At 44.0% G+C, this 25,880-nt stretch carries 21 protein-coding genes; 13 read left to right on the top strand and 8 right to left on the bottom strand.

The window, feature by feature from the left end; genetic code table 11:
- Positions 1-146 precede the first annotated feature (146 nt).
- The 4 genes from GT674_RS06420 to GT674_RS06405 all read left to right on the top strand — a co-directional run bounded on the left by GT674_RS06420 (position 147) and on the right by GT674_RS06405 (position 6,662).
- Positions 147-1,235 (top strand): carbamoyl phosphate synthase small subunit, encoded by a 1,089-nt coding sequence (locus tag GT674_RS06420; protein ID WP_161284940.1) that lies wholly within the window; start codon positions 147-149, stop codon positions 1,233-1,235.
- Complete coding sequence (gene carB, locus GT674_RS06415; protein ID WP_161284939.1) at positions 1,222-4,437, top strand: carbamoyl-phosphate synthase large subunit; 3,216 nt, start codon at positions 1,222-1,224, stop codon at positions 4,435-4,437. The genes GT674_RS06420 and carB overlap by 14 nt, the downstream gene beginning before the upstream one ends.
- Before the next feature lie 285 nt (positions 4,438-4,722).
- Positions 4,723-5,625 (top strand): undecaprenyl-diphosphate phosphatase, encoded by a 903-nt coding sequence (locus tag GT674_RS06410; RefSeq protein ID WP_161284938.1) that lies wholly within the window; start codon positions 4,723-4,725, stop codon positions 5,623-5,625.
- Between the two features lie 92 nt (positions 5,626-5,717).
- The gene (locus tag GT674_RS06405) at positions 5,718-6,662 is read left to right on the top strand and encodes a hypothetical protein (protein WP_161284937.1); all 945 of its coding nucleotides are present in this window, start codon (positions 5,718-5,720) and stop codon (positions 6,660-6,662) included.
- A 60-nt stretch (positions 6,663-6,722) separates the two neighbouring features.
- Here the strand turns inward: GT674_RS06405 and GT674_RS06400 are convergent, their stop codons facing one another.
- Together GT674_RS06400 and GT674_RS06395 are read right to left on the bottom strand one after the other, a co-directional pair.
- Positions 6,723-7,646, bottom strand: a complete 924-nt coding sequence (locus GT674_RS06400; RefSeq protein ID WP_161284936.1) for a substrate-binding domain-containing protein — start codon at positions 7,644-7,646, stop codon at positions 6,723-6,725.
- Complete coding sequence (locus tag GT674_RS06395; protein WP_161284935.1) at positions 7,639-7,851, bottom strand: TOBE domain-containing protein; 213 nt, start codon at positions 7,849-7,851, stop codon at positions 7,639-7,641. Before GT674_RS06395 ends, GT674_RS06400 begins: the two co-directional genes overlap by 8 nt.
- Before the next feature lie 156 nt (positions 7,852-8,007).
- On the opposite strand from GT674_RS06395, the gene modA reads away from it, so the two are divergent.
- From modA to GT674_RS06380, 3 genes are all read left to right on the top strand, one after another.
- Positions 8,008-8,880: a molybdate ABC transporter substrate-binding protein gene (gene modA, locus GT674_RS06390; protein ID WP_161284934.1), complete on the top strand. Its 873-nt coding sequence runs from the start codon at positions 8,008-8,010 to the stop codon at positions 8,878-8,880.
- Positions 8,881-8,970: 90 nt separating this feature from the next.
- Complete coding sequence (gene modB / locus GT674_RS06385; RefSeq protein ID WP_161284933.1) at positions 8,971-9,663, top strand: molybdate ABC transporter permease subunit; 693 nt, start codon at positions 8,971-8,973, stop codon at positions 9,661-9,663.
- Complete coding sequence (locus GT674_RS06380; RefSeq protein WP_161284932.1) at positions 9,663-10,712, top strand: sulfate/molybdate ABC transporter ATP-binding protein; 1,050 nt, start codon at positions 9,663-9,665, stop codon at positions 10,710-10,712. Before modB ends, GT674_RS06380 begins: the two co-directional genes overlap by 1 nt.
- A gap of 39 nt (positions 10,713-10,751) precedes the next feature.
- On the opposite strand, the gene GT674_RS06375 is transcribed toward GT674_RS06380, so the two are convergent.
- The 4 genes from GT674_RS06375 to GT674_RS06360 all read right to left on the bottom strand — a co-directional run bounded on the left by GT674_RS06375 (position 10,752) and on the right by GT674_RS06360 (position 14,837).
- On the bottom strand, positions 10,752-11,831 hold the full coding sequence (locus tag GT674_RS06375; protein ID WP_161284931.1) for a PucR family transcriptional regulator: 1,080 nt from the start codon (positions 11,829-11,831) through the stop codon (positions 10,752-10,754).
- A gap of 71 nt (positions 11,832-11,902) precedes the next feature.
- Entirely contained in the window at positions 11,903-12,994 is a 1,092-nt protein-coding gene (locus GT674_RS06370) for an ABC transporter ATP-binding protein (protein ID WP_161284930.1), read from the bottom strand.
- Positions 12,995-13,152: 158 nt separating this feature from the next.
- On the bottom strand, positions 13,153-14,025 hold the full coding sequence (locus GT674_RS06365; RefSeq protein ID WP_161284929.1) for a damage-control phosphatase ARMT1 family protein: 873 nt from the start codon (positions 14,023-14,025) through the stop codon (positions 13,153-13,155).
- A gap of 173 nt (positions 14,026-14,198) precedes the next feature.
- The gene (locus GT674_RS06360) at positions 14,199-14,837 is read right to left on the bottom strand and encodes a DUF3786 domain-containing protein (protein ID WP_227240251.1); all 639 of its coding nucleotides are present in this window, start codon (positions 14,835-14,837) and stop codon (positions 14,199-14,201) included.
- A gap of 156 nt (positions 14,838-14,993) precedes the next feature.
- Between GT674_RS06360 and GT674_RS06355 the strand changes: the two genes are divergently transcribed.
- On the top strand, positions 14,994-16,010 hold the full coding sequence (locus GT674_RS06355; protein WP_161284928.1) for an ABC transporter substrate-binding protein: 1,017 nt from the start codon (positions 14,994-14,996) through the stop codon (positions 16,008-16,010).
- Positions 16,011-16,063: 53 nt separating this feature from the next.
- On the opposite strand, the gene GT674_RS06350 is transcribed toward GT674_RS06355, so the two are convergent.
- Positions 16,064-16,285, bottom strand: coding sequence for a hypothetical protein (locus GT674_RS06350; protein ID WP_161284927.1), 222 nt, complete (start codon positions 16,283-16,285; stop codon positions 16,064-16,066).
- A gap of 331 nt (positions 16,286-16,616) precedes the next feature.
- Between GT674_RS06350 and malQ the strand changes: the two genes are divergently transcribed.
- Positions 16,617-18,116, top strand: coding sequence for a 4-alpha-glucanotransferase (gene malQ / locus GT674_RS06345; RefSeq protein ID WP_161284926.1), 1,500 nt, complete (start codon positions 16,617-16,619; stop codon positions 18,114-18,116).
- Between the two features lie 48 nt (positions 18,117-18,164).
- Here malQ and glgB read toward each other — a convergent pair whose 3' ends face one another.
- Complete coding sequence (glgB, locus tag GT674_RS06340) at positions 18,165-19,952, bottom strand: 1,4-alpha-glucan branching protein GlgB (protein ID WP_161284925.1); 1,788 nt, start codon at positions 19,950-19,952, stop codon at positions 18,165-18,167.
- Positions 19,953-20,106: 154 nt separating this feature from the next.
- Between glgB and GT674_RS06335 the strand changes: the two genes are divergently transcribed.
- Genes GT674_RS06335 through GT674_RS06320 form a run of 4 tightly spaced genes read left to right on the top strand, consistent with a single transcriptional unit; the run spans position 20,107 to position 25,775 of the window.
- On the top strand, positions 20,107-20,664 hold the full coding sequence (locus GT674_RS06335) for a TetR/AcrR family transcriptional regulator (protein ID WP_161284924.1): 558 nt from the start codon (positions 20,107-20,109) through the stop codon (positions 20,662-20,664).
- Positions 20,665-20,697: 33 nt separating this feature from the next.
- On the top strand, positions 20,698-23,481 hold the full coding sequence (locus GT674_RS06330; protein ID WP_161284923.1) for a translation factor GTPase family protein: 2,784 nt from the start codon (positions 20,698-20,700) through the stop codon (positions 23,479-23,481).
- Between the two features lie 3 nt (positions 23,482-23,484).
- The gene (locus GT674_RS06325; protein ID WP_161284922.1) at positions 23,485-24,456 is read left to right on the top strand and encodes a leucine-rich repeat protein; all 972 of its coding nucleotides are present in this window, start codon (positions 23,485-23,487) and stop codon (positions 24,454-24,456) included.
- The gene (locus GT674_RS06320; protein ID WP_161284921.1) at positions 24,453-25,775 is read left to right on the top strand and encodes a vWA domain-containing protein; all 1,323 of its coding nucleotides are present in this window, start codon (positions 24,453-24,455) and stop codon (positions 25,773-25,775) included. Before GT674_RS06325 ends, GT674_RS06320 begins: the two co-directional genes overlap by 4 nt.
- The last annotated feature ends 105 nt before the right edge of the window (positions 25,776-25,880 follow it).

Raw genomic sequence — 25,880 nt, 5'->3', positions numbered from 1 at the left:
TTGTTTGTCTTTTCAACTGCAACAATTCACCGAAGAAAAGTTTTTGAGTGCAACTGAATTATTTTTAGCATCGGAATCTGTTGAAAAAGTGAAATTCATATGATATAATCTCGAAGATTTAGATAAAAAACAGAAAGGGAGATTATATGAAAGCATTTCTGATATTAGAAGACGGCCATGTGTTTAAAGGAACCAGTATCGGTTCGACAAGAGAAGTTATCAGTGAGATTGTTTTTAATACTTCCATGACAGGATATCTTGAAGTAATGACCGACCCATCGTATGCAGGACAGGCTGTCTGCATGACTTATCCTTTGATTGGCAATTATGGTATTTGTTATGAGGACCAGGAGTCCAGGAAACCCTGGATTGATGGTTTTATTGTTCGTGAATTATCCCGTATCCCAAGTAACTTCAGAAGTGTGGATACGATTCAGCATTTCCTTGAAAAGCATGATATACCGGGTATTGCAGGTATTGACACTCGTGCTCTCACCAAAATTCTTCGTGAAAAAGGTACCATGAATGGTATGATCACAGTCAATGAAAATTATAATTTAGATGAAATAATCCCCCGTTTAAAAGCCTATACAACAGGAAAAGTAGTTGAGAAAGTTACCTGCCAGGAGAAAGATGTTCTCAAGGGAAAAGGACCAAAGGTTGCTCTTATGGACTTTGGTGCAAAACGCAACATTGCACGTTCTCTGAATGAGAGAGGCTGCCAGGTAACGATTTATCCGGCGCTGACACCGGCAGAAGAAATCCTCGCTGACAAGCCGGATGGCATCATGCTCAGCAATGGACCTGGAGATCCGAAGGAATGCACCACTATAATAGAAGAAATCCGTAAGCTGTATGAGTCTGATGTGCCGATTTTTGCAATCTGTCTGGGACATCAGCTGATGGCACTTGCCACAGGCGGTGATACACATAAGATGAAATATGGACACAGAGGCGGAAACCATCCGGTTAAGGATCTTGCAACGGGACGTGTTTATATTTCTTCACAGAATCACGGATATGTGGTTGATGCGGAGGCACTTGAGAAGAAAGGTATTGCGAAACCTGCTTTTGTCAATGTAAATGACGGTACCAACGAAGGTATGGCTTACACAGGCAAAAACATCTTTACCGTGCAGTTCCATCCAGAAGCCTGCCCGGGACCACAGGATTCCAGCTACCTGTTTGACAGATTTATGGAAATGATGGGAGGAACAGATCATGCCGAGAAATAAAGATATCCACAAAGTTCTTGTAATTGGCTCCGGTCCGATTATTATCGGTCAGGCGGCAGAATTCGACTATGCAGGTACACAGGCATGCCGTTCTCTGAAAGAAGAGGGCATGGAGGTAGTTCTTCTGAACTCCAACCCTGCTACAATCATGACAGATAAAGACATTGCAGATAAGGTTTACATCGAACCGTTGACTGTAGAGGTTGTAGAACAGCTGATCCTTAAGGAGAAACCGGATAGTGTGCTTCCGACACTTGGAGGTCAGGCTGGCCTGAATCTTGCGATGGAACTTGAAGAAAAAGGATTTTTCAAGAAGCATAATGTACGTCTGATCGGTACCACAGCAGAAACCATCAAGAAGGCAGAGGACCGTCAGGAATTTAAGGATACCATGGAAAAGATCGGTGAGCCGGTTGCAGCTTCCAAGGTTGTAACAACCGTAGAAGATGGTGTCGCATTTACCAGAACCATCGGTTATCCGGTTGTTCTTCGTCCTGCTTATACGCTTGGTGGAAGTGGCGGTGGTATCGCCAACAATGAATATGAACTGAGAGAAATCCTTGAAAATGGTCTTCGTCTTTCCCGAGTAGGAGAAGTTCTGGTAGAACGCTGCATCGCAGGATGGAAGGAAATCGAATATGAGGTAATGCGAGACGGTGCAGGAAACTGTATCACAGTCTGCAACATGGAAAACATTGACCCGGTTGGTGTCCATACAGGTGACTCTATTGTAGTTGCACCATCTCAGACACTTGGAGACAAGGAATATCAGATGCTTCGTACTTCTGCACTGAACATTATCACAGAGCTTGGAATCACAGGTGGATGTAACGTACAGTATGCACTTCATCCGGAAAGCTTTGAGTACTGTGTTATCGAGGTAAATCCTCGAGTAAGCCGTTCTTCTGCACTGGCAAGTAAAGCTACCGGTTATCCGATCGCCAAGGTTGCTGCCAAGATTGCACTGGGATATACTCTGGATGAGATCCCGAATGCGATCACAGGTAAGACTTATGCAAGCTTTGAGCCTATGCTTGACTACTGCGTAGTTAAGATTCCGAGACTTCCATTTGACAAGTTTATTACTGCCAAGAGAACACTGACCACGCAGATGAAGGCTACCGGTGAGGTTATGAGTATCTGCCATAATTTTGAAGGGGCTCTTATGAAGGCAATCCGTTCTCTGGAACAGCATGTAGACAGTCTTATGTCTTATGATTTTACAGGTCTGGATGAGGATGAACTGATCGATGAGCTGGCGGTTGTAGATGACCGCCGTATCTGGAAGATCGCAGAAGCAATCCGAAGAGACATTTCTAAAGAATATATCCACAGAATCACCAAGATCGACAGATGGTTCATTGACAAGATCGCGATCCTGGTAGAGATGGAGCAGGCACTGAAGACGCAGCCTCTTACAGAGGAACTGCTTCTTGATGCGAAACGCATGGAATTCCCGGATTATGTGATCGCAGATCTCTGTGGAAGAACAGAGGCGGATATCAAGGCTCTTCGTCAGGGCTACAAGATTACGGCCGCTTATAAGATGGTAGATACCTGTGCAGCTGAGTTTGCAGCAGCTACACCGTACTATTATTCTGTATATGGCGGACCGGACACCGAAAATGAAGCAAAAGCTACCCCGGATAAGAAAAAGGTTCTTGTTCTTGGTTCCGGACCAATCCGTATCGGACAGGGTATCGAATTCGACTTCTGTTCCGTGCACTGTACCTGGGCATTCGAAAAAGAAGGATACGAGACAATTATTGTAAATAACAACCCGGAAACGGTCAGCACCGACTTTGACATTGCAGATAAACTGTATTTTGAGCCACTGACACCGGAAGATGTGGAAAACATCGTAAATATTGAGAAACCGGACGGAGCAGTTGTGCAGTTCGGTGGACAGACCGCGATCAAGCTCACAGAAGCGCTGATGAAGATGGGTGTCAAGATCCTCGGAACATCTGCAGAGGACGTAGATGCAGCGGAGGACCGTGAGCTGTTTGATGAGATTCTGGAGAAATGCGAGATTCCGAGACCGAAGGGACAGACTGTATTTACAGCAGAGGAAGCTAAAAAAGCAGCTAATGAGCTTGGGTATCCGGTACTTGTACGTCCTTCCTATGTTCTTGGAGGACAGGGAATGCGTATCGCAGTCAGCGATGAGGACGTAGAAGAATATATCGGAATCATTAACCAGATTGCACAGGAGCATCCGATTCTGGTAGATAAATATCTCATGGGCAAGGAGATTGAGGTAGATGCTGTGTGCGATGGAGAGGATATCCTGATTCCTGGTATCATGGAGCATATTGAGCGTGCAGGTATTCATTCAGGAGACAGTATTTCTGTATATCCGGCACAGACGATCAGCCAGAGTGCAAAGAATACGATCGCAGAGTATACACGCCGTCTTGCACAGGCACTTCACGTAATCGGAATGATCAATATTCAGTTCATTGTGTGCGGAGAAGAAGTGTATGTCATCGAGGTAAATCCACGTTCCAGCCGTACAGTACCATACATCAGTAAGGTAACAGGAATTCCGATCGTGCCACTGGCAACCAAGGTTATTCTGGGACACAAACTCAAAGACATGGGATATACCCCGGGACTCCAGCCAGAAGCGAAGCATATCGCGATCAAGATGCCAGTATTCTCCTTTGAGAAGATCCGTGGTGCAGATATCAGCCTTGGACCTGAGATGAAATCCACAGGTGAGTGTCTTGGTATTGCGGAAAACTTCAATGAAGCATTGTATAAAGCGTTTATCGGAGCCGGAATCAAGCTTCCGAAACATAAGAATATGATCATCACTGTCAAAGAAGAAGATCATGAAGAGGTCGTTCCGATCGCAAGACGTTTTGAAGCACTTGGTTATCGTATCTATGCTACAAGAGGAACCGCAAAGGTTCTCAAAGAAAACGGAATCAAAGCAATCCGTACCAATAAGCTGGAGCAGCCGGCACCGAACCTTATGGATCTTATCCTTGGACATAAGATCGATGTTGTTATCGATACTCCTCCGCAGGGAGTCGAGCATCAGAAAGACGGATTTGTGATCCGTCGAAATGCAATCGAGACAGGTGTCAATGTTCTTACCAGTCTGGATACAGCAGAGGCACTTGTAACCAGCCTTGAGAATACAGACCTTCATAATCTGACACTGGTTGATATTGCAACTATCGCAGGAAGATAAATGAATTAAGGTAACTGTGAGGATACAGAACAGTTACGAAATAAGGCTAAATAGGATGCGCTGACAGGCAGATCCAGGAGTTACTGACCGGAGAGACAGAAGATGTTTCTCCGGTTTTGTTTTTACTTTATAGGAAATTACTTCGTAATGTTCCAATAAAGTAAAAACGGCAGCAAAGTTTGGCCAAAATCCAAAGGAAAGGTTTACGAACCGTCGGAACTGTAATATACTATATTAGTTCAGAAAATAACTGGATAAAAATAAAAAACAGAGAGGAAAAGAAACATGAGTGTTTTGGAGTTTATAAAAGTCGTGATCCTTGGTATCGTAGAAGGAATCACAGAATGGCTTCCGATCAGCAGTACAGGTCATATGATCCTGGTAGATGAGTTCATTAAGATGGATATGACGCCTGAGTTTAAGGAATTTTTTCTGGTAGTCATTCAGCTGGGAGCAATTTTGGCAGTTGTAGTTTTGTACTGGGGAAAATTATGGCCATTTTACATAAGACAGATCCCAAAAAAGAAAAAAGCACAGCTTGCCCGCAAAAATCCTGTTTCCCGTATTGTGTTGACTTTTGTAGAGAAATTTTGTGACAAAGACAAGTGGATCCTGTGGTTCAAAATTCTGGTTGCATGCATCCCGACCATTGTGATAGCACTTCCATTTAATGATATCATTGAAGAGAAATTTAATAATTATGTAGTTGTTGCGATTGCATTGATTGTTTATGGTGTGATTTTTATTCTGATCGAAAATTATAATAAGAAAAGAAAACCGGTCTGCACCTCTCTTGAGGATATGAGCTTTGGAACTGCATTCAAGATTGGTATTTTCCAGGTGTTATCCGTAGTTCCGGGAACCTCTCGTTCCGGTTCCACGATCATCGGAGGAATCCTTGTTGGAACTTCAAGAACTGTAGCAGCAGAATTTACTTTCTTTCTGGCAATTCCGGTTATGTTCGGAGCCAGTCTTCTGAAACTGGTAAAATTTGGATTTGCATTTACGCCTGCTGAGATTCTGACACTGGTGACAGGAGTGGTAGTAGCATTTTTTGTTTCTGTTATTGCGATCAAGTTCCTGATGGGATATATCAAGAAACATGATTTCAAAGCATTTGGATGGTACAGGATCATTCTTGGTATCCTTGTCCTTGGATATTTTGCCGGAAGAAATTTTCTTGGTTAAGTCTCCGGTTTGACATTTAAAGGAAACAGTGGCATAATAGACGCGAAAATAAGACAGAATCTGAATGTAATTTAGAAAGGATGGTCGAAACTATGAATAGATCTAAATATATTGCTGTGGCAGCAGCGGCAGCTATGGCATTAACAATGGCAGGATGCGGATTCTCTGGCGATGAGGTAGTGGAAGTGACACCGACTCCGATGGCAACACCGACACCTACTGTGATATCAATAACTGCGACACCACTGCCAACTTCTACACCGGCACCAAAGATGATTGGAAAGAAGACTGCACAGGCGAAATTTATTTATCTTACCAATAATCTTCAGAATGATATCAGGGAACTCTACCTGAGAATTTCAGGAGATGATGAGGGAGACTGGGGAAATAACCTTCTTTCAGCAGAAACAGCGTTTAAGGCTTCTGAACAGGTACAGATGTATTATAATGGATCTTCCTCTGATGTGTCAGGACAGACAGACTCTGAAAACAGTACGGAAACTTCCGAAAGCTCATTAAAATATGATATGAAGCTGGTTACTGCAGATGGAAGCAGTTATGAGATTTATTCCGTAGATTTTGGAGATATGGAGAAAGCCACACTTCTTTTGGATCAGGATAGTTCTTCTGTATACCTTCGTTATATGAGCCTTTCTACGAAAAAAGAAGCAGATACCAGAGGTAATTCCGTGGAAAGCAGTGATGAAAATTCTGATGACAGCAGCACATCCAGCGATGATACCTCCAGTGACAGTAGTGCCTCTGGCTATGACACTTCCAGTGACAGCAGTGCCTCCGGCTATGACACTTCCAGTGACAGCAGTGATTCCAGCTATGATACTTCCAGTGATGATGGAAGTTATGATAGCAGCAATGATGGGAACTATGACGACAGTAGTGACGACGGAAGCTATGACGACGGCAGTGATGACGGAAGTTATGACGATGGAAGTTATGATGACGGCTATGTTGATGAGGGAAGCGACAGCGGTGACTATGACACAGATGAATCCAGCAGTTCTGACTGGGATTATTAATAATTAATTAAAAAATCGTAACTGTTCACAGGTGATATTCTGTGAACAGTTACAAGGATCCTATAAATAAATCAGTTCTCCTGTATGAGTGGTATCATAACAATTCTGGCTGTGAAGCGACATTCTGAATTCTTCAGAACGGGCAATATCGATCAGAGCCTGAAATCCAGGAGAATCCAGGGACGCGGTTTCCATGACAAGGTACATGGGAACTGTGAGAAGTGGAACAAATTCCAGCCTGTTGGTTTTGAGAACCACAGCTTTTTCTCCAATGGCAGTATCTCCATTTTTATTGATGATAAAAGCGGAAGTGGAAACATCAGAGACAAATTCCTTCTGGTATCCGGATATGGATGCGGAAGAAATCTGAAGTTCCTTCAGCTTTTTATCCAGATAAATTCGGCTGGTACTGCCTTTTTCACGGTTTGCAAGAATAACATCGCTGCGGGTGAGATCACGGATACCGGAGATATTCTTGGGATTTCCCTTTGCCACATATAATCCGAGTGAAAATTCATAGAGCATAAGCGCAGCGAGTGGAATACCCGGAAGCAGTGGAGGAATATCTTCTGCAAAAATTCCGGCGACAGCGGCATGGACTTTATGAAAATACAGAGAATAAAGACCGTTGTAGCTGTTCATATGAGAATGAAGGACCGGAAGACCCAGAGGATGTGAAGCCATCTGACCGATCAGAAGTTCCATGACAGAGGCTGCCTGTCCGCTGATGATAAGCCCGTTGGAATTCAGAAGATAATCTCTTTTCAGAAGGGAACTTTCCGGCTGAAAATCAGGAAAGACCGGCTGTGATTCTGAATCAGACCTGTTTTTATTCAGATATTCCGAAAGCTGGTCTTCACTGATCCGAAGCTGTTTGCCGATCTTTGATGAGGGAAGCTCGCCTCGTTTGATCAACTCGTATACGGTTGTTTTCCTGATCTTTAATTTGTCGGCGATTTCCTGAGCAGTATAAAGTTTATTCATCAATACCAACCATAACGTTAGTGGCTTTGATCACTGCATAAGCATCAGAGCCTACTTCCAGTCCGAGTTCATCTACAGCGGCGCAGGAGATGGTAGAAACGATGATGTTGCCGCCACCGATATCAAGCGTTACGATAGAGTTGACAGCTCCTTTTTTGATGTCGATCACTTTTCCTTTTAACTGATTACGTGCACTTAATTTCATTGAATTTTCCTCCTAAAAAATATTTTTGGTATTTATTAACAATTTCTATCATAGCACAGAGCAAATAGTTTGACAAGAATGACTATTTGAGCTAAAATAAACAAAACAGAACGAAACAAAACGAAACACAACAATAAAAGGCAAAGGAGAACAAATATGAAGAAAAAGATAATCTCAGTAATGCTTGCAGGTGTGCTTGCAGCAGGCATGAGCGCAGGAAGTGTACAGGCAGCAGCAGAGGATACAAGTGGTGATCTGTATGTGTTTATTGCAGCCAGTCTGAACAATGCAATGGAAGAAATCCAGAAGGATTTCAATGAGGATTATCCGGATGTAAACATCCTTTATAACGCGGACAGTTCAGGCACTCTTCAGACACAGATCGAAGAAGGTTCCAGATGTGACATCTTCTTCTCAGCAGCAACCAAACAGATGGATGCACTGGTAGACGAAGAACTGGCAAAGAAAGATTCTGTAGTGGATCTTCTTGAGAACAAAGTTGTTCTGATCAAGCCAAAGGGTGGCGAGACAAAGGTAACAGGCTTTGAGAATATCACAGATGCAGCGAACATTGCTCTTGCAGGAGAGGATGTACCGGTTGGACAGTATGCACGTGAAATCTTTAAGAACCTGGGAATCGAAGATGATGTAAATAAGATGGAGATCAACGAAGGAAAGAACGTAACAGAGGTTCTTGCATCCGTGAGTGAGGGAAGTAACGAGGTTGGTATCGTATATGCAACAGATGCGGCTTCCGTTGCAGATAAAGTAGATATCATTGCGGAAGCTCCGGAAGGTTCTCTTAAGACACCGGTTCTTTATCCGGTGGGACTGACAGAGGATAAAGAGGCCTCTGACTCTGAAGCAGCAGCTGCAGATGCATTCCTTGCATATCTTCAGACAGACGAAACTCTTAAAGTGTTCGAAGAATATGGATTTACACCATACAAAGCAGAAGAAAAAACAGAGGATGCAGAAGAAAACGCTGAGACTACAGAGGCAGCTGCGACAGAAGAAGCAGCAGAATAATACGTAAGGCATTCTTGAATATGACAAACAGTCAGAAAGAGGCAGGAGTTACAGCTGCCTCTTTTTCTGCTAAAGGGGAAATGAGAAACAATGGAATTTTTACAGGAAATAAACTGGAGTCCACTGTGGATATCGTTAAAGACAGGTGTAGTTGCAACGACAATTGCCTTTTTTCTGGGAATTTTCTGTGCAAGAAAAATCATGAAGCTCAAACCGGCTTCAAGAGCGATTCTGGACGGCATTCTCACTATGCCGCTGGTTCTTCCGCCGACTGTTGCAGGATTTTTCCTCCTGCTGATCTTCAGTCTTCGGAGACCATTCGGTAAGTTTCTGATGGACAGCTTTGATTTTAAGGTGGTGCAGACCTGGAAGGGATGTGTGATTGCGGCAGCAGTGATCGCATTCCCATTGATGTACCGCAACGCCAGGGCTGCCTTTGAACAGGTGGATGTGAACCTGATCTATGCAGGACAGACGCTGGGAATGAGTGACAGAAAGATTTTCTGGAAGGTGATCGTACCGGCTGCGGGTCCGGGAATTGCCTCCGGAACTGTGCTGGCATTTGCGAGAGCGATCGGAGAGTACGGTGCGACTTCCATGCTTGCGGGAAATATCCTTGGCAAGACAAGAACCGTATCTGTGGCCATTGCATCAGAAACCGCAGCAGGAAATTATGACGTTGCCGGTTTCTGGGTTGTGGTGATCGTGGTGATCTCATTTGTGATCGTGGTACTTATCAATATCGTCTCCGGAAGGGGAATGAAGAGCAGAAGGTGGATCTGATGGCAGTACATGTAGAAATAGAAAAGAACTTCAGGGGTTTTTCATTAAAGACAGCATTCGATAGCAAAAGCTCTGCGACAGGAATACTTGGAGCATCCGGAAGCGGCAAGAGCATGACGCTCAGATGTATTTGTGGAATTGAAAAGCCGGATAAAGGAAAGATCATCATCAATGGAAAAACTGTCTTTGATTCCGAAAAAAAAATCAATCTCAAACCACAGGATCGCCGGATCGGGTATCTGTTTCAGAATTATGCACTTTTTCCGACGATGACAGTCAGGGATAATATTACATGCGGTTTTCGCGGTGCAAAAGAGAAACTAGATGAAAAAGTAACTGATTTCATCAGAAGATATCAGCTTGAAGGCCTGGAGGACCGTTATCCGTCTCAGCTTTCCGGTGGACAGCAGCAGAGGGTGGCTCTGGCGAGAATGATGATCGGTGAGCCTGAGGTGATTCTTCTCGATGAACCATTTTCTGCACTTGACGGTTATCTCAAAGATACGCTTCAGAAAGATATGGAAGATTTCCTGAAACAATATCAGGGTGATATGATCATGGTAACGCACAGCAGAGATGAGGCCTTCCGGTTCTGCAAAGAGCTTATGCTCCTTAAAGACGGAAGAACTCTGACTTTCGGAGAGACTAGACGGATTTTTGAACAGCCGGGGCTCATCGAGGCTGCCCGCCTTACCGGCTGCAAAAACAACTCCAGGATCCGTAAGCTTGGATATTATGAGGTGGAAGCGATTGACTGGGGAATCAGGCTTTGCACTGCCCGGGAAGTGACAGATGAATTTACTCATATTGCCATCAGGGGACACTGGATCAGACCTGTCGAAACCGATGGGCAGAATTGCATTCCATTTGAAGTGCAGGAATATATAGAAACTACCTTCGAACATCAATATCTTATTAAATGTCCGGATGCAGATTCAAAGGCTGTTCTCTGGTGGATGCGGCCAAAATCTAATTTCCGGGAGTCCTCCGATTTCAATCTCCCGGCATATTTATATTTACCTCCGGAACATCTCATGCTGTTAAAATGAAAAAAGAAGGCCTTCGCATTTCGCAAAAGCCTTCTTTTTTTAGTTGTTTGTATACCGCAGATATCCTGAGACAAGCATCGCAAGTTTGAATGTCATCGCATCCTCAAAGGTTCTCAGATCCAGTCCGAATTTCTTCTGAATCTTCTCAAAACGATATACCAGAGTATTTCTGTGGACATACAGCTGTCGGGATGTTTCAGACAAGTTCAGATTGTTTTCAAAAAATGTCCGTATAATATTCAGGGTTTCTCCATCGATCGCATCCAGGGATTCACCGTTAAAAATTTCTTCGATAAACATCTCACAGATTTCCACCGGAAGCTGATAGATCAGACGGCCGATCCCAAGATTTCGATATCCGAATACATTTTTTTCAGAATAAAAGATCTTGCCTATCTCAAGAGCCATTTTGGCTTCTTTATATGCGTTTGCAAGCTCTTTGAGGCTGTCTGCCACATTACTGTAAGAAACCCAGGCCTGTGTCATGGCCTCTGAACCGAGCATATCGACCAGCATATGGGCTGTAGCTTCCAGATTTGCATAGGTCTCAGTAGAAACCAGTTCTCGTACAATAATAATCCCTTTATCATCCACAGATGTAATAAAATCATGTGTTCTGGCAGAGAAAATATTCCGGATCATAGTCAGTGCATGTTCATCTTCGGTCTGTTTGGTCTCAACCAGAAAAACAGCTCTCTGGCAGGTAGAAGAGACATGAAGCTTTTTGGCTTTGTTAAAAGCCTCCACTTCGTTGTAAGAGCCGAGCAGCAGTTTCTGCATAAAAGCATTTTTATCATTTTTTTCCGAATAAGCCTCAATAAGGCTTCTGATCTGGCATACAGCCAGTTCACCAATCGTAGAAGCATTTTCGCTGCTTCCCCATACGATCAGAATATACAGAAGTTCATCCCGATCCAGGATTTTGTAAAGACAGTAAGTGCTGTTGGCAATGCATAATGCAGGATCGCTCCGAAAATCAGCGAGCTTGTTCAGAGAGGGAAGCCGTTTCTGACAGGTAGTGACAAAAACGGAATTATCCTCCTGAAGAAGACAGAAATCAAGATTGCTGATTTGTTTCCAGTCTTCCATACATTTCTGCAAAGTTCTCTGTATAGACATAATATCTTCCTTTCTGAAAAACAAAAACCCGGGGAAAAATCCCCCGGGTTTTAAATTTTGATGAATTTATCTTAGTTTGTGATAACAAGCTCAGAATCTTTGTCGAAGAAGTGAGTTTTTTCCATATCGAAGTCGAATTTAACAGGATCGCCTGTTTTTGCTTTTGTGCCAGGATCAACACGAGCTGTGATCTGAGTTCCGTTTACATCGAAGTACAGGAATACTTCTGCACCGAGAAGCTCATAAACCTTAACTGTAGAAGACATGGAACCGTTTGGTGTATCGGAAACATCTTCCGGACGAATACCCATAACAACAGTTTTGCCTACATAGCCGCCATCTTTGAGTGCCTTAGCTTTAGCTGCCGGGATAACCAATTCATCCTTGCCTAATACTGCAACGAGGTCAGAACCTTTTTCTTTGATCTGAACATCAAGGAAGTTCATCTGCGGAGATCCCATGAATCCTGCAACGAAGAGATTGCCTGGTTTCTGGTACAGGTTCTGAGGTGTATCTACCTGCTGAACAACTCCGTCTTTCATAACAACGATTCTGGTACCAAGAGTCATAGCCTCTGTCTGGTCATGTGTTACGTAGATGATGGTAGCGCCCAGTCTCTGGTGGATCTTGGAAATCTCGATACGCATCTGTACACGAAGTTTTGCATCCAGGTTGGAGAGCGGCTCATCCATAAGGAATACCTTAGGATTACGAACGATAGCACGTCCCATGGCAACACGCTGTCTCTGTCCACCGGAAAGAGCCTTCGGTTTACGATCAAGAAGTTTGTCAAGGTCAAGGATTCTTGCTGCTTCACGAACTGCTTTGTCGATCTCGTCCTTCGGAACTTTACGAAGTTTCAGTCCGAATGCCATGTTATCATATACTGTCATATGAGGATACAGGGCGTAGTTCTGGAATACCATTGCGATATCACGATCCTTCGGCTCTACATCGTTCATAACTTTGTCACCGATCTTTAAAGTACCGCTAGTGATCTCTTCCAGTCCGGCTACCATACGAAGTGTAGTAGATTTACCACATCCGGAAGGTCCTACAAAGATGATAAACTCTTTATCTTCGATCTCAAGGTTGAAATCTTTAACGGCTTCAAAACCGTTTGGATATGTCTTGTTAATATGCTGTAAAGATAAACTTGCCATTTCTTATTCCTCCAAAATATTTGTAATAGTTTTTGCTTTCGTTTTGAACTGTTATCAGTATAGCGAAAACCCGGGAGTGATACCAGTGAAGATTTTTACAAAGATTCCGGAGGATTCTTGACAGATTGACGAAAAGGGGGAAAAGTTTCGTCAACCTGTCAGATGCGGCGTTCGTTTATGAACATACCCTGCAGTGGTCTGGCTTTAAACTGATACTGGAACCATTCACACTTGCACAGGAACAGGTAATAGATGTTCAGTCCGCAGTCATGAAGGGTTTCATAATTGCCCTGTCCCTTGGAAATGATGAGATCAGCAGTTTCAAGCATTTCACGGGCTTTGGCACTGATATGGGGAAGCCAGGTACCGCCAACATCATTTCCGTTTCCGATCACGCGGGTTATCTCAGTAAGTCCGATATCGCGGGCGTCCTCAAAGGTTGCATCATTAATCGCAGGAAAACCTCTGACAATCACCGTGATGTCAAGCTCTGGATAGAGTTCTTTAAGAAGCTTGATGACCAGTTTGTCAAGAACCACTTCTCCGCAGTTGTCTGTCAGATAGACAAGACGGGAAGCAGAATCCAGGTCTTTACGAAAGTGCAGATATTCCTGTGTATCAAGAGGATCCTTGTTGTCCTCCTCAAGAAGAGTCAGAACGGTATCAGAGTTTACATCTGAAAGTGCGGCAAAATCAATGTAGTTGCCAATACGGGCATAAAGAAGTGCCGTTTCCAGCGGATCGTCAGAATGACGGATCTTTTCTTCAAGGGAATCCTCCAGATCCAGCATAAGCTGGTTAAATTCTTTTTTGGCAGAACTGTAATCTTCCATAGGCTGATCCCAGAAGTCACTGAACATCTTTTTTAATTCAATAGAGACACTGGGAGCACAGTCTTCCTCGTCGATAGATGCCATACGGTCCATGACCTTTTTCATATATTCGACTTTTTTGTCCATATCCTGGAAGGAACGGATTTTCTGTTCCTGTTTGCTGACAGCACAGCACATACAGAATGGATTGAACTTCATGCTGTTAACCTCCTAAAACTATGATTTGATACAGGTAGCTTCTATTATAAGGCTTTTGTCGAAACATGGCAAGATTGACGGAGAATGGCATTTTGCCCCGTATGTCTCGGGATTTTGCCATATCCATGGCAAAACACCTCGCGGGATATTACCTGTGAACAGCTACGAAAAGATTAACTGTTGACTTTCTGCAATATCGCTTCAAGTAAATCTCCCTGGAGATAAAAGGTCGTCTCAAAATGAAGATACGATAAGGATACCTTATCCCACAACAATAAGATTTTTGCCGGGAATTCCTCATCAGCGTCCCAGAACTGGAACAGCACAGAGAAATCTCCCATAACAGGCATTTCAAAAGTCAGATCCGCCCCGGCCAGGCGTTTCTGTAATTCCCCTCCCAGACAGAGACAGGCCTGGCTGACGGCATTTACTTTGCCGGAGAATGCTGCTTCATATTTAGGGGTAAACACATCTCCGGACGGACTGCTTCCGGTGGGAATAAATCTGGTTACCGGCTGCCATTGTCCTGTAAGCGGAGGAAGCGGTTTATCTTCTGAGTAGCAGAGCAGGTCGTAGATCGTCATAACAATTGAATATTCTTTGCAGATTTTCCAGATGCCTTCGGCTATATATTCGATGGAACCATCTGAGCGGCTGATCCGATATTCTGTTCCGATATAATTCAGGTACAGGTATGCGTCGTCATTTTTCAATTTATATTTCTTTATCAGCATATCCTGATTATATTTCAAAAACAAGTCTCTTCCGATATATATCTGTTTTTCGTAATTGCCTGTAAGATTTTTTTCCATATAAGTGCCTTTCGTCTGAGTAATATTACCTTCGAAATTTTTATGGTAAATGGCGGCTGTAATTCCTTTCAGAAAATTATAACAAATTATGAATGCCTTCACAATCTTTTATTCTCTGCATACTCTAACAGAAGAAGTCGGTAAAGGAGAATCTGCATGAAAAATAAAAAATGGATTTCACTGGCGGCAGCAGTCGTTCTGTCGGTGACTGCACTACCGATGGGAGTGTTTGCTGCAAAGAAAGAGGAGCCGAAGCTTACAAAAGTTACCTTAAATGAAGTGGCACATTCAATCTTTTATGCACCGCAGTATGTGGCAATCGAAGAGGGATATTTTAAAGATGAGGGGCTGGATCTGACACTTGTGACTGGTTTTGGAGCAGATAAGACAATGACTGCTGTAATATCCGGTGAGGCAGATATTGGATTTATGGGAGCGGAAGCATCTGTCTATGCCTATCAGGAGGGAGCTACGGATCCTGTTGTAAACTTTGCACAGCTGACCCAGCGTGCCGGAAATTTTCTTGTGGCAAGAGAAGAAATGCCGGATTTTAAATGGGAAGATCTGAAAGATAAGAAAATTCTTGGCGGGCGTAAAGGCGGCATGCCGGAAATGGTGTTTGAGTATATTCTCCGCAAAAACGGTCTGGATCCACAGAAAGATCTGATGATCGACCAGAGTATTGATTTTGGTTCCACGGCAGCAGCTTTTTCGGGAGACACTTCGTCAGACTTTACAGTGGAATTTGAGCCGTCTGCGACAGCACTGGAAAAAGAAGGAGCAGGATATGTGGTGGCTTCTCTCGGTGTAGATTCCGGATATGTTCCATATACTTCCTACAGTGCAAAGACCAGTTACATGGAGAAGAACCCTGAAATTATCCAGAAATTTACAGATGCTCTCCAGAAAGGCATGGAATACGTCCAGACACACACACCAGAAGAAATCGCTAAGGTGATTGCTCCTCAGTTTGCGGAAACAGACCTCGACACAGTTACAACTATCGTAAAACGTTATTACGATCAGGATACCTGGAAATCAAACCTCATTTTCGAGAAAGAGAGTTTTGAGCTTCTGGAAGATATCCTGGAAGATGCAGGTGAACTGAAGGAACGTGTATCATACGAAAATCTTGTAACAACAGAATATGCTGCAAAAGCAGCTGAAAAATAAAACAGCAAAAGTCCCTGAGGTCTGATATGACCTTATGGGACTTTTGAGTCTGTTTACAGATGTTTCCTGTCTTCTGGTTCCTTTTTGGGATTTTTGATCTGGGGCGGCAGATAATGGTAAACCGTCTCATAAGACGTTAACTCATCCTCATTCACCGGACCCGAAGGAATCAGACCGGTGCAGTCCTGGGTGGATGCGGAATTTGCCAGAAAATCATAAGAATCCATGATCTCCTGGTTAGAAGGCGAAGAACTGTGCGGAATTTTATTTTTCATAAAGAAATGCTCCTTTATAATGATAAGTAGTAATTATGACCAGGTTGCTGTGAACAGTAGCACTATTCAGAAAGTAGTATCCCGCAAATGCAAAAAATATATTCAAAATGTGCAGACAGATGCAGCCGGAAAATGTATGGAAAGTAGAGAAAGGAATCGACGCATTTTCAGATTAGTCAAAACATCTAAAAAATTTAACATAAACCATCAATTCTGAACATTGACGATTCTGCTTCATATATGACAAAATAACTATAACGGATAATCAGGATTACCGGGCGTAAGTGGACGCCTGGTTTTTCCGCGTTAGGAATACATGGGAGGAAAGAAAATGGGACAGAACAGAAAATGTGGCGTGCTGCTTCCGATAAGCAGTCTGCCGTCAAAATATGGAATCGGATGTTTTGACAAGAAAGCCTATGAATTTGTGGATGCACTTAAGGAAGCGGGACAGAGCTACTGGCAGATTCTTCCGCTTGGACCGACCAGCTATGGTGATTCGCCGTACCAGTCTTTCTCTACATTTGCAGGAAATCCGTATTTTATCAGTCTTGAAGATCTGATCGAAGAAGGCGTACTGACAAAGAAAGAATGTGACAAAGTAGATTTTGGCGAAGATGAGACCAGCGTAGACTATGCAAAATTATATGAAGGACGTATGCTCCTTCTGCGTAAAGCATATGAGAAAAGTGACATCTATATGGATGCAGAATTCCGTAAATTCCAGGAAGAAGAAGCCTGGTGGCTTAAAGACTATGCACTTTTCATGGCGGTGAAGAAGCGTTTCGGAGGCATTCCGTGGAGCGAGTGGGCAGAGGATATCCGTCTTCGCTGGCAGAATGCACTGGATTATTACAGAGAAGAAATGTATTTTGAGATTGAATTTCAGGAGTATCTGCAGTTCAAATTCCGGCAGCAGTGGATGAAACTCAAAGCTTATGCAAATGAAAACGGCATTCAGATCATCGGCGATATCCCGATCTATGTGGCAATGGACAGTGCAGATACCTGGGCAAATCCGTGGCTCTTTAAGCTGGATGAGAAAAATTGCCCGACACAGGTTGCAGGATGCCCGCCGGATGGATTTTCCGCAACAGGACAGCTCTGGGGAAATCCTCTGTATAACTGGGAAGTACACCGCAACTCCGGTTATGAATGGTGGATCAAGCGAATCTCCAACTGCTTCCGTCTGTACGATGTCGTAAGAATCGACCATTTCCGCGGATTTGATGAATACTATGCAATTCCATATGGAGACAAGACAGCAGAAAACGGCTGGTGGGAAAAAGGCCCGGGAATCGACCTGTTCCGTGCAATCTCAGCAAGACTGGGAGACAGAGAGATCATCGCTGAAGACCTTGGATATATGACAGACAGTGTAAAACAGCTTGTAGAAGAGAGCGGTTATCCAAACATGAAGGTGATCGAGTTTGCCTTTGATGAACGCGATACAGGAAATGCAAGTGATTACCTGCCTCATAACTATCCGAGAAACTGTGTTGTTTATACGGGAACGCATGACAATGAAACTCTGGTTTCCTGGCTTGAGGATATCACTCCGGCAGAGAGAAGACAGGTTCGTGAGTATCTGAATAATTTCAGAGATTCCGGAAAGGAACTTTGTCAGGATCTGATCTGTCTGGTAATGCGAAGTGTTGCTAATCTGTGTATCATTCCAATGCAGGATTATCTGGGACTTGACAATTCTGCACGTATGAATCAGCCTTCCACACTTGGAAAGAACTGGAAATGGAGATTAAAAGAAGGACAGTTCACAAAAGAATTACAAAAAGAAATGAAAACACTTGCTGTCCGTTATGGCAGACAGTAAAAACAGGGGGACATATCAAAAGGATATGTCCCCCTAAATTTATGAAGTTTAAACCTCAGGAGTGTAATATACAGCCGAAAATGGCGGAAGAGTCAAAAGGATTCGGTCATTTTCAAGTGTTTTGACTGTACTCTTGCGTTTCTGTGTGCCGCCGTAAATTTCAAGATTGCTGTTCAGAAGTTCTTTAAGGCTGGTAACGCCCGGGAGCTTCAGTTCATACATCTGTTCATGGTCAGAGAAGTTGAACAGAGAAATGATTTTTTCTTTTTTACTGTCTCGCTCAAAGACATAGATACAGTTTGCTTCCTGATGACAGTCGATCCATCGGAAGCCGTCTGCTTCGTAATCCTTTTCCCAGAGTGCAGGGTGTTCAAGATAAAGATGGTTCAAATCTTTCATGAAGCGGGCAAATCCTTCATGGATCGGATAATCAAGCAGCATCCAGTCCTGTTCGCGCTTCTCATCCCATTCACGGAGCTGGCCGATCTCATTTCCCATGAAATTCAGCTTCTTGCCCGGATGTGCATACATATACATATACAGGGCACGTGCCTGCGGGAACTTATTATCGTAATCTCCGTTCATCTTCTGCATGATTGTTGCCTTGCCGTGAACCACCTCGTCATGTGACAGAGGAAGGAGAAAACGTGCATCATAATAATACATCATGGAGAAGGTGAGTTTGTGATAATTCTCTGTACGATATTCCGGACCGGTACGGAAATAATCAAGTGTATCGTTCATCCATCCCATATCCCATTTATAGTCGAAACCAAGCCCGCCCTGAGAAACAGGATCAGTAACCTTCGGGAAGGAAGTGGAATCTTCTGCTGTAAGGATTGCAGACGGGTGGAGTTGTTTCAATCCTTGGTTCATATACTGGAGAAACTCTACGGCGTTGAGATTTACACCGCGTGCCGGATCACCCTGCCAGTAGATCGCACGGCTGATTGCATCCATGCGGATTCCATCCATATGGAACTCACTCATCCAATAGTTGGCACAGGACTGAAGGAAGCTTCTTGTCTCACCGCGGGAGTGCATGAAATTGCAGCTTCCCCATTCACTGACACCTACGGCAGAGTTTGGATATTCATAAAGGGCTGTTCCGTCATAATTTGCCAGACCATAGGCATCCACTGCAAAGTGGACAGGAACAAAGTCCATCAGAACACCAATCCCATGTTTATGGCAGGCATCCACAAAGGCTTTTAACTGGTCGGCAGTTCCATATCTGGAGGTAGGACTGAAAAATCCGGTTGCCTGATATCCCCAGGATTCATCACATGGATATTCATTTAAAGGCATGATCTCAAGATAGTTGTATCCGTTTTTGGTAAGATACGGGATCAGGATGTCGATCATGTCCTCGTAGGTATACCAGTCGTCTGCTTTGTCAGATGGCTTGCGGAAGGAACCGAAATGAATTTCATAAATGTTGAGTGGTTTCTGACGGCAGTCACTGCGGTTCTGCATCCATTTGGAATCCTTGAACTTATATCGGTTCATATCACGGATGATGGAAGCACTGTTCGGACGGAGTTCCATGCCGAAACCGTAAGGATCACAGTGATCGACCGGATTTCCGCTGCGGTCATAAATACGATATTTATACATCTGTCCAGGTTTTGCTTCCGGAATGTGGCATTCCCAGAAATTTCCATCATAAATCTTGTTCATTTCTTCTTCCTGCCAGTCGTTGAATTCACCGATCACGGCGATCCTGGACGCGGAAGGTGCGAAGGTGCGGAAGGTTACTCCGTGTTTTTCTGTATGTGCACCAAGATACTGATAAGCATCAAAAATTTTTCCTGTGTAAAATCCATAGAAATCCATACGCATATTCTCCTTAATATAATTGTGATTGTAATGGACAAGAGTTGTTTTTTTAATTATACTATAAATAGACAAAAACGGTTTGTCCAGCAACAATAAAAAGAGAAAGACGGATAAGCAACCTATGAAATAAACCGTCGGAAAAGAGAAAAATATGGATATCAGGATTGAAAAAACAGAACGTGCGATCAAGAATGCTTTTCTGGAATTACGCTCCCGCAAACCACTGGGGAAGATCACGGTGAAGGAACTCTGCAGCCTGGCTGCGATCAATAAGTCAACATTTTACAGCCATTATGAAGATATTTATGCTCTGTCAGATAAGATGGAATCCGAAACCATTGTAACTGTGCTCAAGAATATCTCCAGCCAGCAGGATTCTCCGTTTAAAAATCCGGGTGTGTTTACCCGGAATCTTTATATGGCACTGATCTCCAATAATACACTGATCAACCTTCTGTTTTCGGGAACAGAAAAAGCCCGCCTTGGTGACTGCCTGGAGACAGAACTGAAACGGCTGATCTGTGAGAAATATCCTGATTATCAGAATGATGCAGAGAAGGACATCATGCTTTCTTTCTGCATCCAGGGATGTTTTCATGCCTACCTGAATAATCAGGAAAAAGATGTTGCAACGCTGGTCTCTGTCAGTGAAAGTATAGTGCGCAGACTTGCACCTATGTATATGGAAGAAGTGACAGAGGAAGCCTGAGAAAATAAGAATGACTCGAAAGAAGAGAAAAAAATGAAAAAACTGGTGATAGGAATTCTGGCACATGTAGATGCCGGAAAGACAACTTTGTCAGAAAGACTTCTGTATCTGTGCGGTGTGATCAGGCAGATCGGACGTGTGGATCATGGAGACACCTTTCTGGATAATTATGAACTGGAAAAGGAACGTGGGATCACGATTTTTTCCAAGCAGGCGATCCTTAAGACAGAGGATATGGAAGTGACACTTCTGGACACACCGGGACATGTCGATTTCTCTGCGGAGATGGAGAGAACGCTGCAGGTACTTGATTATGCGATCCTTGTGATCAATGGTATGGATGGTGTGCAGAGCCACACGATGACGCTGTGGAGGCTGCTGGAGAGATATAAGGTTCCGGTCTTTCTGTTTGTAAACAAGATGGATCAGAATGGAACAGATAGGGATGCACTGCTTACGGATCTTAAGACCCATCTGCATGAAAACTGTGTGGACTTTGGAAGAACAGAAGGGGATACTTCTACAGAATATCTTCTTGATCCGGAACAGATGGAAAATATTGCAGTCTGTGATGAAAAGCTCCTGGAAAAGTATCTTGAAACAGGAAGTGTGGATGATGCAGAGATCAGAGAACTGATTGTTCAGAGAAAACTTTTTCCATGCTATTTTGGTTCTGCACTGAAAGCGGAAGGCGTGGAGGATTTCTGGAATGGTATACAGAAATATACGTCAGAGCCGCAAAGACCGGAAGAGTTTGGGGCAAAAGTATTCAAGATCGCACGTGACGAGCAGGGAAACCGTCTGACTTATATGAAGATTACAGGAGGCTGCCTCAAAGCAAAGACGCTGCTCTCATCCAGAGGGAAACAGTCTCTGCCTGGTGTAAAACAGAAACAGGAGGACTGGGAAGAAAAGGCAGATCAGCTCCGGCTGTATTCAGGGGCAAAATACACAACAATCACAGAGGCAGATGCGGGAACCGTCTGCGCGGTAACAGGACTTAGCAGAACCTATCCGGGCGAGGGGCTTGGAATAGAAAGCGAGTCTGAACTTCCTGTTCTGGAGCCTGTCCTGAATTATCAGATCCAGCTTCCGGCGGACTGTGATCCGCATCAGATGCTTCAGAAGCTTCGGCAGCTTGAGGAGGAAGAGCCGGAACTTCATATCCTCTGGGACAGCCAGCTGGGAGAAATCCATGCGCAGCTGATGGGAGAAGTACAGATAGAAATCCTTAAGAAGCTGATCTGGGACCGGTTTAATACAGCGGTAGAGTTTGGGGCGGGCAGTATAGTCTACAAGGAAACAATCGCGGAACCGGTAGAAGGTGTGGGGCACTTTGAACCGCTCCGTCATTATGCGGAGGTTCATCTTTTGATAGAGCCGGGAGAGCCGGGAAGCGGGTGTCAGTTTTTTACTGCATGCAGTGAGGATGTGCTTGCGAGAAACTGGCAGCGTCTGATCCTTACACATCTGGAGGAAAAAGAGCATCTCGGTGTGCTGACAGGTTCTCCACTTACGGATGTACAGATCACTCTTCTGACAGGCCGTGCACATACGAAGCATACAGAAGGCGGTGATTTTCGACAGGCAACCTACCGTGCTGTCCGTCAGGGACTTCGAAAAGCAAAGAACATTCTTCTGGAACCGTATTATGAATTCCGGCTCGAAGTGCCGGCAGAGACGATTGGAAGAGCAATGGCAGACGTCCAGAAGATGCAGGGAAGTTTTGAGTCGCCGGAGACAGACGGAACAACTGCTGTGCTTAAGGGAACTGCAGCAGTATCCCAGATGCGTGATTATCAGAAGGAAGTGGTTGCCTACACACATGGCACAGGAAAGCTTTTCTGCACGCTCAAAGGATATGCCCCCTGCAGGAACCAGGAGGAAATCGTCAAAAATATAGGATATGATCCGGAGGGGGATCTGGAGAATCCGACAGGTTCTGTATTCTGTGCACATGGAGCCGGATTTGTTGTGCCGTGGGATCAGGTTGAAGACTACATGCATCTGAACAGCGGGCTGGCGTTTGACGAAATGAGCGGCGAAAGCTGGTATGATGATGTGGATTGTGCGGAAAATCCGGGTACAGCGGTGGAAAATGCGAGTGTTTCCAGGTACAGTGGTGGAAAAAACGGAAAATTTTCTTACAGCGGAAGCTATGAAGAGGAGGAAGAACTTCAGGCGATTTTTGAGAGAACCTTCGGTCCTGTAAAACATGAGCGGACAGCATTCCAGAAAAAAACGGTACATTCCACAGCACCGACAGTACGTTACAGACAGGGCAGGCCCCGTAAAGAAGAATATCTTCTTGTAGATGGATACAATATTATTTTTTCCTGGGAAGAACTGAATGAGCTGGCAAAAGAAAATATTCATGCGGCCTGTGATAAGCTCAAGGATATCCTGAGTAATTATCAGGGTTATCGTAAATGCACACTGATCCTGGTCTTTGATGCCTACAAGGTTGAGGGGCATGTGGAGGAGGTTTTTACCTACCACAATATTTATGTTGTGTATACCAGGGAGGCGGAAACGGCGGATCAGTACATCGAAAAGACAGTCCATAAGATCGGACGGCAGTATCAGGTGACGGTTGCGACCTCGGATGGACTTGAGCAGGTTATCATCATGGGGCAGGGAGCACACAGGATTTCGGCACAGGGACTTAAGAAAGAAATCGAAGATACAGAAAGAAATGCGAGAGCACAGTGGCATGAGCAGCGTCAGAGCAGCAAGACGTATCTCTTTGAACATATGCCGGAAGAGTTCCAGGCACAGATGGAAAAAATCCGTTTAGGCGAGGCAGGCGAAGAATAAGAAATGATATATTTATATAGAAGAAACAAAACAGGAATCTGTATAGACCGGGTATTTGGAAATGACGAGATCGTAGAAGTGCCGGAGATGCTGGAGGGACTTTTGGTGACGGAGCTTGGCGCGTATGTTTTTTCAGATCATATTGACAGAAAGGATCTGGAAAAGTGTAAGTTGAGCGGGAATTTTTGTACAGATAACGGACAGCGTGTTACCGATGAAAATGGGATGCCGGAGATATCCGGAAATATCGTAAAGGAACTGATCCTTCCAGAGTATCTTCGCAAAATCGGAAGATATGCGTTTTATAACTGTTTCAGTCTCAGAAAAATCAGTTTTGGCGGGGAATTGAGAGATATCGGAGCCGGAGCACTGACAGGATGTCACAGAATTGAGAGGATTTCTGTGAAAACAGATGAAGACGGAGAGTCCAGTCTGAGAGATATTCTGACAGAGCTTCCGGAAACGCTGAGAGTTGATATGGACAGAAATGGAGAGCAGGGAAGATTCTGGTTTCCGGAATTCTTTGAGGAAGGTGTGGAAAATACACCGGCAAGGATTTTGGAAAATCATGTGCATGGAAGTGGAATCCGTTATCGAAACAGCTTTCTTCATAAGAAACTCAATATTCTGGAATATGATAAGCTTTTTCCCTATGCGGAAGCATGGGAGGAGGAAGAGATTGTTCTGAAGCTTGCACTGGACAGGATTTTATATCCTATGGATCTGACGGAAACAGCTGAAAAGAAATATATTGACTATCTTCATGAGCATGGAGAGCATGCAGTCGGTGTTCTTGGGAAAAATAAGGAATACGAGGCAATGCACAGTATTCTTGACAAAATCACTCCGGACAGAGAGCAGACGGAAAAGATGCTGGAGCGTGCTCAGCGATCCGGAGATTCCAGATGGGTCAGCATTCTGATGGATACGCTGCAGAAACATGGAAGAAAAAAGAGAAAGGCATTTGAACTGTGAGCAGAGAAGAAAAAAATAAATTTGGAAATTTTGTTCATGAGCAGCGAAAAAAAGAGGATGAGATATTGGAAATCTGTCAGGATATTTTCAGAAATTCCCGCAATGAACTGGCTGTTTCCATGCACTTTTTTCAGAGTGCACTCAGTGGACTTAAGGTTGTGCCATCTGCAGAAACACAGGTGATCGGCACAGATGGGAAGCTGCTTTATGTTTCGCCGCAGTGGCTGCTTCCCATGTTTATGCAGAACAAGATTCAGATCAACAGGCTGTATCTCCATGAACTTCTGCACTGTCTTTTCTGTCATTTGTGGAGCAGGAAGGAGAGAGAATGGAGAATCTGGGATCTGGCGGCAGATATCGCAGCAGAGAGTATTCTGGATGAGCTTTACCAGAAACCGGTTTATATCCGACCGAACAGTTTCCGGCGGGAATGCTATCAGAAGTGGCGAGAGAATCAGAAGGTACTGACCGCAGAAAAACTGTATTATGTGCTTTTGAAATGTGAGGAAGAAGAGCTTGCCCGGCTGGAGCAGGAGTTTCGAAAGGATGATCATCATTTCTGGTATACACCGAACAATCGCAGCGCAATGTCTGATCGACAGAAAAAATGGGAAGAAATGCGCCGCAAAATGCAGACAGAGATGGAACTTTTTTCCAAGGAGGCTGCCGGTGATTCACCGGGACTTGTGGAGCATCTGCAGGCAGAAAACAGAAAACGTTATGATTACCGGGAATTTCTGCGCAAATTTTCTGTGCTGAAGGAAGAAATGCAGGTAGATATGGATTCTTTTGATCCGATTTATTATCATTTTGGCATGGAAACCTATGGAAATATGCCTCTGATAGAACCGCTGGAAACAAAAGAAATGAAAAAAATCGAAGATTTTGTGATCGTGATCGATACTTCCATGTCCTGCAATGGAAGCCTGATCCGCCGGTTCCTGGAGGAAACCTACAGTGTACTTTCAGAGTCGGAGAGTTTTTTCCGTAAAATACAGGTTCATATCATCCAGTGTGATGAGAAGATCCAGGATGATCAGGTGATCCATAACCAGAAAGAGATGGAGGCTTATCTTTCGGATTTTACAGTCAGAGGATTTGGGGGAACGGATTTCCGCCCTGCATTTGCCTATGTGGAGCATCTGCTGAAAATGGGAGCTTTTCAGAGGCTTCGGGGGCTTTTGTATTTTACAGACGGGTACGGAGTATTTCCGGCAAAGATGCCGCCATATGACACGGCTTTTGTTTTTATGAAAGATGACTACCGGGATGTGGATGTACCGCCGTGGGCAATCAAGTTAATTTTAGATACACAGTAACTATTCAGAAGGTAGTATCCCGCGAGGCGTTTTGGCATGTTTTTTGCCAAAATCCCGAGACATACAAGGCAAAATGCCATCACCGAAGGTGATTTGGAATGCATT

Origin of the sequence: Blautia sp. BIOML-A1 (genome assembly GCF_009883055.1) — a bacterium.
GTDB lineage: Bacteria > Bacillota > Clostridia > Lachnospirales > Lachnospiraceae > Blautia_A.
The sequence above is the reverse complement of the archived record's forward strand: the minus strand, read 5'-3'. Positions and strand labels throughout refer to the sequence as shown.